The 14,174-nt window shown below is 40.6% G+C and carries 13 protein-coding genes and 1 tRNA gene; 5 read left to right on the top strand and 9 right to left on the bottom strand.

The window, feature by feature from the left end; genetic code table 11:
• Positions 1–131 precede the first annotated feature (131 nt).
• Both KEM09_RS18230 and KEM09_RS18235 read right to left on the bottom strand, forming a co-directional pair.
• A complete protein-coding gene (locus KEM09_RS18230; RefSeq protein ID WP_212230484.1) occupies positions 132–1,559 on the bottom strand; it encodes an LptF/LptG family permease in 1,428 nt (475 codons plus the stop codon).
• A gap of 117 nt (positions 1,560–1,676) precedes the next feature.
• Positions 1,677–2,066, bottom strand: a complete 390-nt coding sequence (locus KEM09_RS18235) for an START-like domain-containing protein (RefSeq protein ID WP_212193276.1) — start codon at positions 2,064–2,066, stop codon at positions 1,677–1,679.
• 257 nt (positions 2,067–2,323) lie between these two features.
• Here KEM09_RS18235 and KEM09_RS18240 point away from each other — a divergent pair.
• Positions 2,324–2,397: transfer RNA gene (locus tag KEM09_RS18240), tRNA-Met, on the top strand.
• Positions 2,398–2,592: 195 nt separating this feature from the next.
• On the opposite strand, the gene KEM09_RS18245 is transcribed toward KEM09_RS18240, so the two are convergent.
• A complete protein-coding gene (locus KEM09_RS18245; protein WP_212230486.1) occupies positions 2,593–4,353 on the bottom strand; it encodes a methyl-accepting chemotaxis protein in 1,761 nt (586 codons plus the stop codon).
• Between the two features lie 125 nt (positions 4,354–4,478).
• Between KEM09_RS18245 and KEM09_RS18250 the strand changes: the two genes are divergently transcribed.
• The gene (locus KEM09_RS18250; protein WP_212230488.1) at positions 4,479–5,483 is read left to right on the top strand and encodes a substrate-binding domain-containing protein; all 1,005 of its coding nucleotides are present in this window, start codon (positions 4,479–4,481) and stop codon (positions 5,481–5,483) included.
• A gap of 29 nt (positions 5,484–5,512) precedes the next feature.
• On the opposite strand, the gene KEM09_RS18255 is transcribed toward KEM09_RS18250, so the two are convergent.
• The 6 genes from KEM09_RS18255 to KEM09_RS18280 form a co-directional block, all read right to left on the bottom strand.
• The gene (locus KEM09_RS18255) at positions 5,513–6,463 is read right to left on the bottom strand and encodes a carbohydrate kinase family protein (protein ID WP_212230490.1); all 951 of its coding nucleotides are present in this window, start codon (positions 6,461–6,463) and stop codon (positions 5,513–5,515) included.
• Positions 6,464–6,541: 78 nt separating this feature from the next.
• Positions 6,542–7,084 carry a hydrolase gene (locus KEM09_RS18260; protein WP_212230492.1) on the bottom strand — a complete coding sequence of 181 codons (543 nt, stop codon included), beginning with the start codon at positions 7,082–7,084 and terminating at the stop codon, positions 6,542–6,544.
• Between the two features lies 1 nt (position 7,085).
• Positions 7,086–8,609 carry a phosphohexomutase domain-containing protein gene (locus tag KEM09_RS18265; protein WP_212230495.1) on the bottom strand — a complete coding sequence of 508 codons (1,524 nt, stop codon included), beginning with the start codon at positions 8,607–8,609 and terminating at the stop codon, positions 7,086–7,088.
• Between the two features lie 2 nt (positions 8,610–8,611).
• Complete coding sequence (locus tag KEM09_RS18270; RefSeq protein ID WP_212192798.1) at positions 8,612–9,226, bottom strand: SIS domain-containing protein; 615 nt, start codon at positions 9,224–9,226, stop codon at positions 8,612–8,614.
• 87 nt (positions 9,227–9,313) lie between these two features.
• On the bottom strand, positions 9,314–10,246 hold the full coding sequence (locus KEM09_RS18275) for a tRNA-dihydrouridine synthase family protein (protein ID WP_212230497.1): 933 nt from the start codon (positions 10,244–10,246) through the stop codon (positions 9,314–9,316).
• Between the two features lie 7 nt (positions 10,247–10,253).
• Positions 10,254–11,288 carry an amidohydrolase family protein gene (locus tag KEM09_RS18280; RefSeq protein WP_212230499.1) on the bottom strand — a complete coding sequence of 345 codons (1,035 nt, stop codon included), beginning with the start codon at positions 11,286–11,288 and terminating at the stop codon, positions 10,254–10,256.
• A 300-nt stretch (positions 11,289–11,588) separates the two neighbouring features.
• Between KEM09_RS18280 and agaR the strand changes: the two genes are divergently transcribed.
• The 3 genes from agaR (at position 11,589) to KEM09_RS18295 (ending at position 14,065) form a co-directional block, all read left to right on the top strand.
• On the top strand, positions 11,589–12,371 hold the full coding sequence (gene agaR, locus KEM09_RS18285; protein ID WP_212230501.1) for a transcriptional repressor AgaR: 783 nt from the start codon (positions 11,589–11,591) through the stop codon (positions 12,369–12,371).
• A gap of 105 nt (positions 12,372–12,476) precedes the next feature.
• A complete protein-coding gene (gene yaaA, locus KEM09_RS18290) occupies positions 12,477–13,253 on the top strand; it encodes a peroxide stress protein YaaA (RefSeq protein WP_212230503.1) in 777 nt (258 codons plus the stop codon).
• 98 nt (positions 13,254–13,351) lie between these two features.
• A complete protein-coding gene (locus KEM09_RS18295) occupies positions 13,352–14,065 on the top strand; it encodes a hypothetical protein (RefSeq protein ID WP_212230505.1) in 714 nt (237 codons plus the stop codon).
• The last annotated feature ends 109 nt before the right edge of the window (positions 14,066–14,174 follow it).

Genomic DNA, 14,174 nt, shown 5'->3' on the forward strand with positions numbered 1-14,174 from the left:
AAAGATGATTCTTAGTCATCAGCATGGCAAAGTTAGTCAAACATTAAAACAACCAAGCATTGTTAATTAGGTTTTTATTGTGGTAATGGGTTTAGGAGATATTAGTGGTGTAGTTACTTCAGGTTTTTTTATTAATGATTTATGGTTCTGGCTATAGGTCGAAACCATCTGTTTACAGCGAGTTTAATATTGTCGGTTTGCAGAAGTGCTGAGTCATTGGCAGATTGATAACCTACAAATATGGCAATAATAGATAGCATGGCTGAAGCCAGCCACATGCCTATATAGGCTGGTAGTATCTCTTCGTGCACCATATTTGCTCCAAAAGTATCTATTAGGTAATAGACAATGAAAAATGCGATTGCAACAACAACGGGCATTCCTAAACCTCCTTTGCGAATTATAGCGCCCAGGGAAGAACCGATAATAAAGAATATAAAGCAGGTGAAAGGGAGTGTGAATTTACGATGTAATTCAACCTGATGAGCTAATTCTTCAGCTTTTAGCGAATTAAATTGGCGGATATCTTTATTGATGGTAAGCAGGTCTTCCTGAGCGTTTCGTTTGGCATTGGCTAATACCATGTGATTAATCACCTGCTTAACTTCAGTAGGTGTCTTGTATGTGCTGTTATTGCTGGATGCTATGGTTAATGACGCAGGCAACTTTTTATGATTGTTGGTGCTAATGTGTTTTGAGAGCTTAGACTGTTGGTGTTGTAATGCTTCTATATCACTTATTAACTGATTCAGGTTTTTCATTTTGTTATGACTGGCGTAGGCTGCTTCATCAATTTTTGTAAACTCACTATCATTCATATCAATGAAGCTAATTTGCTTTTTAAAAACATCTTGTTGATAATGAGCTTTATCCTTCAATATTAAGCCGGATGATGTATTGGATACATTCTCTTCATACCTGATGCCATTGTGAAGTGTTATCCGCATCATATTGTTTTTTTCGTCCATCTTAATCAAACCCTGGTCGGCAATTGTAACATTTGATGCAGGATGCTTGGCGTTGCTGTGATCATAAATCATTACGTCATGTAATTTGCCCGACTCTCTGTCTTTAGAGTCGACCTTGATACTGAAAGTGTTTAATTGGTTAAATACTTTTTCCTTAATCTCTAGTTCTGGTTGGTGTAATTTAATGGAATAAAGGAGCGAATAAAACTTACGATTAGCCCATGGCATGATATTATCAGAGAAGGCAAAAGCTAATAGTGATAGTAATGCGGTAAGCAATAGTAGTGGTTTCATGGTTTGATACAGTGATATGCCAGAGGCTTTTATGGCTGCCAATTCATAATTTTCGCCCAAATTACCAAAGGTCATTAGAGATGCCAGCAGTATTGATAAGGGTAAAGCCATAGGAGTAACTTGTAATATGGCATAAACGAAAAGCTCGGATAATGTGATGAATTCAAGTCCTTTGCCAACTAAAACATCAATGTATTTCCAGAGTATCTGCAGCAGAAGGACAAATAGAGATATGAAGAAGGTGGTTGCTAAAGGGCCAATATAGCTCTTTAGTATAAACTGATGTAGTGTCTTCATGGAAGGTTTTCGATAGGTTTATTGATATGACAAATAACCTATCAATTACGCTTATTTAAGGACTAAAAACGCCCGGTTAAATAACCAGGCGTCGATATTTTAGTAGGCAAATTGTATCTATACTGAACCAAGCCCATGCTTTAACTCATCAATCTGATTGTTCCATAATTCGATGGCATCTTCTTTTTCGTCCTCTTCGGCAAAATCAATTACTACCAATGCTGTTTCGCCAGTAAGGTCATCCACATTAATGCGGAATTCGAAAAATGCTTTGTCGTCTTCATCGTCGAGCCAATGATAACGCACCATTTTATTTTCTTTACGCAGCACTTGTTCGGCTTGTTGTTCGGAGCCTTCCCAAACAAAAGTGAATATCTTTCCCTTTAAATTTACATCATCGGCAAACCATTCTGATAAGCCACTGGGGCTGCTCAACCTCGAAAATAGTATGGAAGGTGAGGTTTTAATAATATATTCAAGTTCGAATTTTTCTTTTTGAGTAGGCATGTTGGTATTTTTAATAAGAATTGTATAACGGGTTACAATATAGCAGAATTCTTTAAAAAATTAAAACAAGCTTAAACTAAGCATAAGTCAAAAAAAATATTGATATAGATCTTGCTCTATCATAGGTCGTTTGTGAGATGGAGAGTAAAAAATGAAAAGTTTTTTTGATTTTTAGTTGGCAGGAATAAAGTTTTGTCCTACATTTGCAACCGCAAAAACGGAGAAGCACAGCGGTGCTAATAACTCCAAAAAGCAATGCCGAGGTAGCTCAGCTGGTTAGAGCGCAGGATTCATAATCCTGAGGTCGGCGGTTCAAGCCCGCCTCTCGGTACAAAAGCCTTCAGATTTATCTGGAGGCTTTTTTGTTTTATATTCCTTCTGGCACTGTGAGTTTCTGTGCAATGATTTGTTCTAATTCGGAAATTAATAGGCTATTGAATTAATTTGTTCCTATTGAATGCCTTGTAAAGTATACAAAAAAGCCACCGGCAATCGCTGGTGGCTAGCACTATATTGTAAGTATTAATTACTGGTTAAATACCGAAACAGCCTCTTCAAGCTGATGTGATAGTTGCTCTAATGATTGGGCTGCACTGCTTATTTCATCAGCATTAGCTGCATTGCGCTGAGTGATCTGGTTGAGTTGCTGCAAGGCGCTGTTAATTTGCTCAACACCGCTTAGCTGCTCCATAGATGCGGTAGAAATTTCCTTAACAAGTACCGCTGTTTTTTCAATTTCTGGAGTGATAGTATCTAGCTTTTGAGTGGCAATACGCGATGATTCCAGCGTGTCGGCAGAGGCTGTGGTTATTTCATTGGCTGCCTGCTGACTGCGTTCGGCCAGCTTACGTACTTCGCTGGCCACCACTGCAAATCCACGTCCTTCCTGGCCGGCCCTGGCTGCTTCAACAGCGGCATTAAGCGACAGGATATTTGTTTGCATGGCAATGTCACTGATGACATTGATTTTTTCTGCAATCTGTTCAATGTACTCACTGGCTACTTTTGAGGCCTTGTTACTGTCAGTGATCCCTTTTGATGCTTCACTGGCAATTTGTTCGGTGGTTCTCGAGTTATCGGTGTTTTGTTGAATATTTGCAAACATTTCTTCCATAGACGATGACACTTCCTCAGCCGACGAGGCTTGTTGGGTGGCTCCGTCAGATAACTCGGTAGCGCCAAGGTTAAGTTGTGCACTGGCATTAACAATCTGTTTAGCACTCTCGCTTATTTGTGAAACCATGTCTTTCAGGTTGGTCACCATTGAATTTAAGGCGGCAGCCAATTTACCAACTTCGTCTTTGCTGTTGGCTTTAAACTGAACTGATAAATCCCCTTGTGCCAGTTGCTCAGCCAATATAATGCTATCTTCAACAGGCTTGGCAATGGCTTTTGATAAGAATAATACCAAGCTTAGCCATAGAAGAATAATGACAGTAATGGCAATAAAAAGGATTTGCCTTTGCATCGAAATGATGTCGGCACTTTCATCCCCCATTTTCATCATCATATCCAAACCTACATCGGCTGTTGCGCCAACTTCCCACATAATACTCTTGGATAGTTCAAACTGCTTTAGCTCTGCAGTTTTAAGCTGGCGTAAAGAGCTCAGGTATGCATCCAAAGCATTGATGGTATTATCAATTATTTCTTTGTCAGTGCTGCTATAGGTTCTATTTGCAATTTCCGTCTTAATTGTATTGAAGTCTTCTTCAGTATCTTTAATGTTAAAGTAATTCTGAACAGATTCTTGCTGGTAAATGCCGAGTGCAATTCTTGAAAGTTGCTGATGTGCAGCTTTAGCATTAAGACTCGACGCAGCTCCCAACTCATTAAGTGCAGCCAGGTAGTTAAGCTTACTTCTGTTTGAACGAGTGTATGCATCATAGTAAGCTTTAGTGGTTTGATCATAAAGCTTTGTTTGCTGCACTAATAATTCAATATCAACGCCTGCAGATGTCATTATTGCAAGGTCGTTATTGAGCGTGTTCTGCAATTCATCAAGCGCTAAAGTCATTTTAGAAAAGCTCTTTTCTGCTCTTGACTTAAAATATGCATTGCCGGTAAAGTCATAACTTCTGGCAAATTCCCTGGTCTCGTGCCAGTATCTATCCAGTTTGCCTGCTTCTCTGACAATAGGTATATAAGTTGATTTAAGCTCCTGAATGCCGTTGTTTACATTGCTTAGGTTATAGAGCATTACAACGCTTAAGATGATAACTATTGACATTATCAAGGCAAACCCGCTTCCTATCTTGGCGCGGATCTTAAGATCTTTCCACTTCATACACGTTGGTTGTTTTAGTTGCAAATATGGCTTTAAAAATGTGAAAAAAATCATGTTTTGAAAACAATAATTAGATAAAATGTTACTTTTATCGTTCAAACCTGTGATAAAAACTTAATATTAGTATGCGCAACATAAAATGGTTAATTGGACTGCTGGTTGTTACGATGTTATCAGCTTGCCAATCAGATAATGGAATTAAGCTTGGCTTTATATATTCATCTCCCATAACTGATCGTTATGTCAGAGAGGCCGACTATTTCAAAGAATACGCTGAAAAAAACAATGTAAAGGTGTATGTGGAGCATGGTAATGGGGATGCTGCCATTCAATATCAAAAGGCGATTGAGTTGTTTGATAAAGGTATTGATGGACTGGCTATAATTGCAGTTAATGCCAATACTGCTGCAGCTATTGTGCGTGAAGGAAATGAGCGAGGTGTAAAGGTAATGGCCTATAATCGATTGATTAAAAATAGTGACCTCGATTTTTTTGTGTCGGGTGATAATGATGTGCTTGGTAAGATAACGGTTGACGAAATTATAAAAGTGAAGCCGTCGGGTGATGCCGTTATTTTAGGTGGAGATAAATATGACAGAAATGCAGTTGAGCTCATGGCCTCTATCAAAAAATACCTGCAGCCACATATTGAATCTGGTAATATTGAGTTGAAATATGTGACTTATATTGAGGACTGGAGCGGTGAAAATGCTGCCTATGAACTTGAACAGTACCTCTCTTATACGGGAGAAGTACCCGATATGATTTTTGCAGGATTCGATGGTATTGCCAATAGCTGTATTGAAGTGCTGGAGAGGTATGGTAATGATAAAACAGTTTATATCAGTGGACAGGATGCTACTATAGACGGTGCCAAAAATGTATTGGCTGGCAAGCAGCAAATGACGGCTTTTCATCCACTAAAGGATGCAGCCAACAAGGCAGCTGAAGTGATGATTGAGTTGGTTAAAAACGAAAGGAAAGCCAGACAGATGGCTAATGCTGAGGTTAACAATGGGCAGGTTAATGTGCCAACGGTTAAAATACCATCAGTATCAATTACTAAGGAAAACATTGAAAAAGTTTTGATTGATGAAACTCAGTTCTATACCAGAGAACAGATTTACTAATCCGGATTTGACTTGGTGGTGAACTGACATTAGTTAGGTGAATTAATTCGCTGTTTAATTTTTGCCTCTAAAGAGCTTTTAAAATGCGTGTCGATGTAATTGTCGATGCGCATACATACTTCCGACGAAAACTCAATACCATAAGCCGCAATGTGCAACCAGTCCTGAGGTGAGATAACTAAAGAGTCAACCTTGTTGATATCAAAGTCGAGCATAGCTTTAATGATGCCGGCATTGAAATTATCACCGGCACCAATGGTGCTGACCGGATTGATGATTGGCACCTTAAAATGCCTGTGAAAACCCGCGCTGAAGGTATACACGCCTTTGGCACCTGCTGTTATCACCAGGTTGGAACAGTGTGCCGCAACCCGGGCATATACGTCTGTTGGATTGGTTGTGTTATAAATATTCTGAAAGTCTTCATCGCTACCCCTTACCAGATCAGCCAACTGAAAGTTCTCTTCAATAACAGGTAGTAGCTGTTTTCTGTTGCTTAGATGGTGCTGCCTGAAATTAGGATCATAAATAATGATGGCTCCTTGCTGTTTAGCTACCTGCAAATATTCGAGCAAACGGGGACGAATGGCTGGATTTAAGCCAAAATAGGAGCCGAATATAACAATGTCGCCTGCGCTGAAGTCGGGAATGACGCCTTGCAGACGCTGCTGCGGGTAGTCTTTGAAGAATTCGTATTCTGCATCATTATTGTCATTCAGATAGGCCAGAGCCAATGCTGATTTGCCATTGGTGAAACGGCAGACGTATTCGGTATTGAGCTGATTATCGCTTAAAAACTGCATGATGTTATCGCCCACCTTATCGCACCCGATTTCGGTAATAAAACTAACCGGTACATCAACACGTGCCAATGATACCAGGGTGTTTAATGCGCTGCCGCCTGCTTTGGCTGCTACTGGTTGAAGATCTTTAAAGATGATGTCCAAAACTGTTTCCCCAATACCAAATACTCGTCTCATTCCCATTGCTCTACTTTCCAACTAGTCACAAAAAAGCCACCTTAATCCTAAGGTGGCTCGCAAAATATGTAAATTCTTTTATTTCACCAACTTGCTGATGGTCTTAAATGCATCGGAACCTGAAACGCGGCACAATTCAAATAGAATTGATTCGTAGCTGGTAACGATAACGCCTTCCTGCTTCAGGCGCTCAATGCCCATGCGCTTATTTTCGGGTGTACGTGAACTAACACAATCTTCAACGATAACAGGCGTAAATCCCCTTTCTCGCAAATCAATGGCTGTTTGTAGCATACAAATGTGTGATTCCATGCCAGCCAATATCACTGTGCGTTTAGAGCTGGTTTCAAGTGCTTCCATAAATTTAGGATCATCACAACAGCTAAAGGCCATTTTCTCAAAATGTGGATCGTCCTGCACCAATGCTTTAATCCCCTCAACTGTTTCGCCTAGTCCCTTCTTGTACTGTTCGGTTACCAGAAATGGAATGTTCAGCGCTTTCATGCCCTGGATGAGTATTTTAGTGTTGGCTTCCAATTGTTCATGCTTATCAATATGGGGAAACAAGCGTTCTTGAATATCAACAACTACACCAATTGCATTTTCTTTTAAAAGTCTCATCTTATCTGTTTATTAATGATTGTAAATCCAGTTCGCTAAAATTCTCGAAAAACGAAAGCAGTTGGCAGGCAATCTGTTCAACACCTCCTTCGTTATTCGACTCTATGTTTAAAGGAATAACCGGGTCGTGTAACGATAAGCGCAATAAGAACCATCCTTTGGTGCCTTTGGTACTGATACTAACCCGTACCCCTTCGTAGTTGTTGGGTGCCAGTTCCCAGCCACTTCTGGAGGCGGCCAGGTGTCCCAGTTCGCTAATTACTTTTTCGCCGTAGGCCTTAAAGTCTGCCGCTTTGATGTTAATCCTGAATTCCTTGCTTTCGGCCGGAACAGGCAGCTTCTCAATTAATGAGGTTAATGACTTGCCATCAGCCTTTAGCTGTGCCATTTTAATGATACACTTGGTTACCAGGTAGGCACCATCATCTAAAAAGTAATTTTCCTTCAAGGCGGCATGGCCTGATGTTTCAATGGCCAGCCACGACTCTTCTCCCTGCTCATTCAAACGAATGGCTTCGTTAATCACATTTTTGTAACCGCGCTTAAAGCGATGGTGTCTGGCTTTTAATTCTTCGTTGATAAACCAGGCCAGACCATCGGAAGTAATAGAGTCGGTAACTACTGTGGCTCCCGGGTGCTCTTCGTTAACAATGGCTGCCGAAAGGGCCACCAGCTCATTACGGTTAATGGGATTACCTTTTTCATCCACTATTGCAGCCCGGTCAACATCTGTATCAAAGATAATTCCCAGGTCACTATTGTTAGCTTTTACCGCATCACAAATGGATTTCATGGCTATACCATCTTCCGGATTGGGAACATGATTAGGAAAGCGGCCATCAGGCTCCAGAAACTGGCTGCTGCTCACATCGGCTCCCAGTACTTCGAGTACCCTGTGTGCGTAAAAGCCCCCTGCACCATTTCCGGCATCAACAGTTAGTTTAAATCCTGTTAGTGGCTTATCGTAGTTTTCTTTTGAGTTGACTTCTTTACGTATTTTCTCTAACAACAGTTCGGAATATACATCGATAAAGTCAACTTCGCTTAAAGTCCCTTTGTTGTCAGAATCTGTTGTGTCGCCGTTTTCTGCAATGGTCAGTATGTCAGTGATATCCTGCTTTTCTAAACCACCTTGTGGTGTGAAGAATTTAAGGCCGTTACGGTTAAAGGGCAGGTGACTGGCCGTCAGCATCACAGCTCCATGAGCCAGGTAAGGCTCTGTAACCGTTGTCATAAACATAGCAGGTGTTGAGGCCATGCCACAATCAAGTACTTCGGCTCCTGAGTTAACCAGGGCTTCTATGAAAGCGGCTTTTAAATTCGGACCTGATAAGCGTGAATCCATCCCAACGGCTACTTTGATTGTTTTTGTATCACTGTACTTTTGTTTTAGCCAGTGGTAAAAAGCTTTACCAAGCTGGGCAACGATATTAGTGTCCAGGTTCACTTCCTGACCGGCAATGCCAGTCAGGGCAACACCCCTAATGTCAGAACCGTTTTGAAGTTGTTTCCAGTTGAAATCCATATTTATTTGTTTAATCCTGCAGCTTCACGTGATTTATGTCCAAGATAGCCACCGTGATGGCGTTTAGCATAGTCAGTATTTGAGAAATTAATTTTTTTCATCAGCAGTACAACCAGCACATCTCCAATAACTGTCATTGTAGTGGTGGAGGTGGTTGGCGTCAGGCCTAAAATGCATACTTCTTTAGGGTTGCCGGTGCTGATGCATACATTGGCCTCTTTAGCAAGTACTGATTCTGTATTACTGGTTATCACCACAATAGGGATGTTGGGACGTAAGCCGCGCGCCAGATCGATTAATTCAATAATTTCCCTGGTTTTGCCCGAGTTGGATATCATCAGAAGTACATCATTTTCCTGTACAATTCCCAAGTCGCCATGCTGTGCTTCACTTGGGTGTAAAAAGCATGATGGTGTTCCTGTTGAGCTGAAGGTCGTGGCCATGTTAATGGCTATCTGCCCCGCTTTCCCCATTCCTGAAGTGATTAATTTACCACCTTTTTGGTGTACATATTCATGAATGAGATTAACGGCATTGATAAAGTCTTCGGTAGCAGGAATATTACTAACGGCTTGTGCTTCGTGTTGTAATATATTTTTAATTTCTTCTAAAACCATGGTTGTAATTTTTAAGATACAAATGTACCATTTTTACAAGAAACTAGTTTGAGCTTTATCATGCAATGCCAAAGCGGTGCCGTATGTCTATTGTAAAATGCTCTTTTTTATTGTTGTTAGCCACAGTTGATAGCTGTCAGGCTTATTATGCTTTTTGAGCTGGCGGTACAGTCTTTTTAAGTTTTGACTGGTTTGTAGCGGATAGTGCCAAAAGTTCTGGAGGAAATTAAAACTTCTGTTCCATTCCTGATAATAATCAAGTATTAATCTGAAGTAGTGATCGTGAAAATCAAACAAGGTCGATTGGTCGTATTGTATTCCTCGGATAGCGAATGGCAATTCTGGTTGCATTAGCAAACCGCGCCCAATCATGATGCCATTGATTCCAGGGAAGTTTTCAATAATGCTATTGGCAGTGTCCGTCGAAGTAATGTCACCGTTGGCAATTATTTTATGATGGCTGAGCTCACACAATGCGCCAAAAGCCTGCCAGTCGGGCTGACCATTGTATTTTTGAGTTACCAGTCTTGGGTGGAGGATTAGTTCTTCAAGGGGAAAGTTGTTTAAAAGCTTTACTATGGTTTTACCTTGTTCGGGCGAGTCGGTGCCCATTCGCATTTTAACCGATACCTTAACATCAATTTCTTGTTTAAAGTAGCTTTCGAGCATTTCTTGAATCAGTTCGGGGTGCTTAAGTATGCCACCTCCCCGTCGACGTTTGACCAGCATGGGGAAGGGGCAACCCATGTTGATGTTGATCTCCTGGTAGCCAATTTCCTTTGATTGCCTGGCAAAATTGATTAAAAAGTCAGCTTGATTGGTGACTACCTGGGGAATGCAGTTTAAACCCGCATTGTATTTTTCCGATAGTTCGGGATAGAGTTCAAGGCCTTTTGTACCCTCTTTGTTTTCTTCAAAAAACGGGGTGAAATACTTATCCATTTTACCATATGCGCGAGCATGCGCAAGGCGGTAGAAAGCAGTAGTATAGCTCTGTAGAGGAGCCATGTATGTTTTCATCGCGTCATCAGGCATTGGTTTGTATGCGGGGGTAGGTGTTACAGGCATTGTGGTAGTATAGCTTGTTAATGACCTCTTTCGGAAGGCCCAGGCCTTTAAACGAACCATTAACCTGCCAGGTGGTTTGTTCATCGTCCTGTGTAAAGAAACGCCATTGGGATAGCCAACGCCGCTTGACCTCTTCGAGCTGCTCCTGTTCGCTTTTATTGTCTGTAAACACTATGTCAGAGCCATACAATAGTCTGTCCTGATAGTTAATCATAAAGTTGCGTACTTTATCATGCTCCTTGACAGCCTGGTGCTGGAGATGACACACTCGTTCAGCTAAATCCATCTGCATATTGGGATAAGCGTCCAATCGCTTTGCAATTTCATCAACGCTGTATTCGCTGCTGCCAAGGTGTGCACCTACGAAACTAAGTTGTTTGTTATTGCTGAGCATCTGATTACAGGCTGTAATGTGCCGGGCATGCGATGGCATTTGGGGTTGCAAATACATATGAAACTCAGGGTGGCCGGCATAGTAGCGCTTGTCCGATTCAACGGTCATTTCATCAATTGGTAGCCAACAGTTCAGCGGCTCACCAAAATGGCCAAGTAAAGGGGTTTTTGTTTTACTCAGATGGTCTAGTAGAGGATGAAATACCGGATGGTCAATCATGACCAGTTGGTTGTTGTAGTGCAGCTTCATCCCAACGTTCTTCCATATTTTAGCACCAATGGCCCCGCATTCTTTCTCAGCATCTGTCTGTTGACAAGCCAGTTTAAGGGTACTTTCTGTTATGGGATCGCTCAGGGGAATGGCTCCAATAAAAAAGTAGTGGTTGGGGAAATTAAACCTGTGCAGTCGGGCAATCCGCTTTTGCTCTTCAAGCGGCATCCATTCTGTTTCCCGGAAATCTACATTTATTGAAACCAGCTGCATGTTACAGCTTTGTGCAAACCTGAGAAAGGCATCATTAGCAGTGTAGTAATGCAGATGACTGTCAATTTTGTTGATTGAATAAAAATCCTCAATAGAATAATAGCTTCCCTTTTTCATACCAAACCCTTAACAGGAGAGCAAAATAAGCAATAATATCAGAGTTGGGTATAAGGTAATATCTACTTTTATAGAACTGATGTTTCGTAATGTTGAGATTTTGATGGTGGTTGCTTTCGAAGTAATTGAGATGGTAATGATAAGTAAGGTGTTTGGCTTATTGTTGGTAAGTGGACAATAATGTTTAGTAACTTAATTGCTTTCAAATGCTTATTGAAGTAAAAATTTACTTATTTTGTGAAAAAATGGCAATGAATGTAACCATACTTGATAAGAGTTGTGGTTGTAAATACAATTATCATGAACGATTTTGATCCTAATACAACCGTTGGCCGGAGAGGTTTAATTCTGAAATTATTGGATGCTAAAGGTCAGGTTAATGTACACGAATTAAGTGAGCAGTTTAATGTAAGTGAGGTGACTATTCGCAATGACCTGACCCAGCTTGAACATAAAAATTTGTTGATAAGGGCGCGGGGAGGTGCGATCAAGACTGATAAGGTGACTTTGGATATGAAGCTTTCGGATAAGAAAGTGAAAAATGCTAAAGAGAAGGAAGCGATAGGCAAACGCGCTGCACGCCTGATTGAAGAAGGGGATACCATTGTGCTTGACAGTGGAACGACTACCAAAGAAGTATCGAACCATCTGAGTAAGTTTAAGAATTTAACTGTTATAACTAACGCGCTTAATATTGCCGGGCCATTGGCTGAGCTGGAGCAAATTAATGTAATTATGCCAGGCGGAGTGATGCGCAAAAAATCGTTGTCATTGGTTGGATCCATCGCGCAAAATAGTTTTAAAAACTTCTTCTGCGACAAGCTGTTTATCGGTGCTGATGGTATCGATGTTAATTTGGGTTTCAGTACCCCACACCTTGAAGAAGCTGCCCTGAACAGGACCATGCTGAAAATGGCTAAAAAGGTTATTTTGGTTGTTGATTCCAGCAAGTTCAAAAAGAGAAGTCTGGCTGTAATTGGTCAAGTTAAAGACATTGATATTCTGGTGACAGACCGTGGCATTACCGAAGAAGATAAGGAGAAACTATTAAATGCCGGTGTAGAAGTTATCATAACCGACTAATGATTTACTATTATAAGAATGAAGGACTGCTTTAGCGGTCCTTTTTTTGTTTGATAGTATGAACCAAGACTAAATAACCTTGTTAAAAAGAAAAAAACTGACATTATGCACATTATAATATCTCCTGCTAAATCACTGGACTTTAAATCAAAGGCACCTGCTACAAATAATTCAGAAATTCGCTTTCCGGATGAAGCAACAGCAATTGCGGCGGCTTTAAAGGGTTTTAAACCAGATGACTTAAAAAGCTTAATGAAGATTAGTTCAGATCTGGCGCAGCTCAATTATCGTCGATACCAGGTGTGGAAATACCCCTTTGATGCAGATGAGGTAAAAGCTGCTCTTTTTGCATTTAAAGGCGATGTATACACTGGGCTTGATGCCATTTCGCTGAGTGAGCAAGAAATCAATTTTGCGAATGAAAAGCTGCGCATTCTTTCAGGATTGTATGGTTTGCTTAGGCCGCTTGATAATATCATGGCTTACAGGTTGGAGATGGGGACAAAGCTGAATGTGGAGGGCACCAGGCATTTGTATGAATTTTGGGGCGATAAAATCACTCAGCTGCTGCAGGTCGATATGGATGAACAAGGCTCTGAGGTACTGGTGAACCTGGCTTCCAATGAGTATTTTAAGGCGATCAACAAAAAAACCTTTAGCAAGCAGATTGTAACGCCTGTTTTTAAAGATTGGAAAGGTGGTCAGTACAAAGTCATCAGTTTTTTTGCTAAAAAAGCACGAGGAATGATGACCCGTTTCATTATTCAGAACCAAATATCCAGGCCCGAAGACCTGATTGCATTTAGTGAAGGAGGCTATTATTACAAGCCAGAGTTGTCGAAAAGTGACTCACCAGTATTTGTTCGCGACCATGAAGGTTAATTTGCAGGCTTGTGTTTGATTCCCAACGTTTTTTTTAATAACTTTTTTGATGGCAAATGAACGCTGAACGGAGGTTAAATTAATTTAAACACACATCTATGGGCGCAAAAAAAATTATTTTAGAAAGGTATGGTAACCTGCTTAAGGAGGAATCGTTGGTAACCATGCACGATAAAATTCTTCCGAATACCTTTGTGTTAGAAGCTCCGGAGCCATTCCCGGGTTATTTTGGCTACTACAGTGAAATACCATCTGATTCAAAGCCTTTGTATATCTATTTGGTATTAAAAAGATTGTATACACTTGAAGAGATCACCAGAGCTACACAGAATATCAAAAAATACTTCAGTGCTGACTTTAATGCTGCAGCAGGAGTAGTGAGTATGTACAATAAAGAATATCATGTTATTCGTGTCAGGCATCTTGACTCATTTGATCAGATAATTGACCTTCAGGCTGGGTATATTGATGAGGGATTTGAATTTAAAAAGGCACCGAAAAATCTACAAGGCTCGGCCATCATTAGGCTGAAGAAGTTTTTTACCCTAGAAGAGATTGAGGATGGTGTGTATTTTGATCTAGATGAAAAAGATCATGGTTACTTTACGATACCTCAAAAGCTGCCTTGGAAATATTTTGAGGATATTACCGATAAGGTGAAGAATAATTGGGACTACAGTAAGTTTGATGCTGCGATTGGTCATTTTCATCAAAACTTTGGAATCATTGATATGGTTCGAATTTATAATCCGAATATCGATAGGGAATACCTGCTGGGAGTCAGGCAGAAGTACCTGGAACGAATCAAATAATGAGTGGAGCCACCTTCGGGTGGTTTTTTTGTGTTTATGTATACCATCAGCAAAAAAGGTTGGGCTTCATAAATTTTCATAATATTTTAATATTAATCTGAAAACCTTT

Source organism: Carboxylicivirga mesophila, assembly GCF_018271975.1.
Lineage (GTDB): Bacteria > Bacteroidota > Bacteroidia > Bacteroidales > Marinilabiliaceae > Carboxylicivirga > Carboxylicivirga mesophila.

Bases quoted from the DNA above. Each gene is read 5' to 3' on its own strand.
- agaR (WP_212230501.1), top strand. From the start codon at position 11,589: ATGAACGATTTTGATCCTAATACAACCGTTGGCCGGAGAGGTTTAATT.
- KEM09_RS18265 (WP_212230495.1), bottom strand. From the start codon at position 8,609: ATGGATTTCAACTGGAAACAACTTCAAAACGGTTCTGACATTAGGGGT.
- KEM09_RS18250 (WP_212230488.1), top strand. From the start codon at position 4,479: ATGCGCAACATAAAATGGTTAATTGGACTGCTGGTTGTTACGATGTTA.
- KEM09_RS18235 (WP_212193276.1), bottom strand. From the start codon at position 2,066: ATGCCTACTCAAAAAGAAAAATTCGAACTTGAATATATTATTAAAACC.
- KEM09_RS18245 (WP_212230486.1), bottom strand. From the start codon at position 4,353: ATGAAGTGGAAAGATCTTAAGATCCGCGCCAAGATAGGAAGCGGGTTT.
- KEM09_RS18255 (WP_212230490.1), bottom strand. From the start codon at position 6,463: ATGAGACGAGTATTTGGTATTGGGGAAACAGTTTTGGACATCATCTTT.
- KEM09_RS18260 (WP_212230492.1), bottom strand. From the start codon at position 7,084: ATGAGACTTTTAAAAGAAAATGCAATTGGTGTAGTTGTTGATATTCAA.
- KEM09_RS18295 (WP_212230505.1), top strand. From the start codon at position 13,352: ATGGGCGCAAAAAAAATTATTTTAGAAAGGTATGGTAACCTGCTTAAG.
- yaaA (WP_212230503.1), top strand. From the start codon at position 12,477: ATGCACATTATAATATCTCCTGCTAAATCACTGGACTTTAAATCAAAG.
- KEM09_RS18275 (WP_212230497.1), bottom strand. From the start codon at position 10,246: ATGAAAACATACATGGCTCCTCTACAGAGCTATACTACTGCTTTCTAC.
- KEM09_RS18280 (WP_212230499.1), bottom strand. From the start codon at position 11,288: ATGAAAAAGGGAAGCTATTATTCTATTGAGGATTTTTATTCAATCAAC.
- KEM09_RS18270 (WP_212192798.1), bottom strand. From the start codon at position 9,226: ATGGTTTTAGAAGAAATTAAAAATATATTACAACACGAAGCACAAGCC.
- KEM09_RS18230 (WP_212230484.1), bottom strand. From the start codon at position 1,559: ATGAAGACACTACATCAGTTTATACTAAAGAGCTATATTGGCCCTTTA.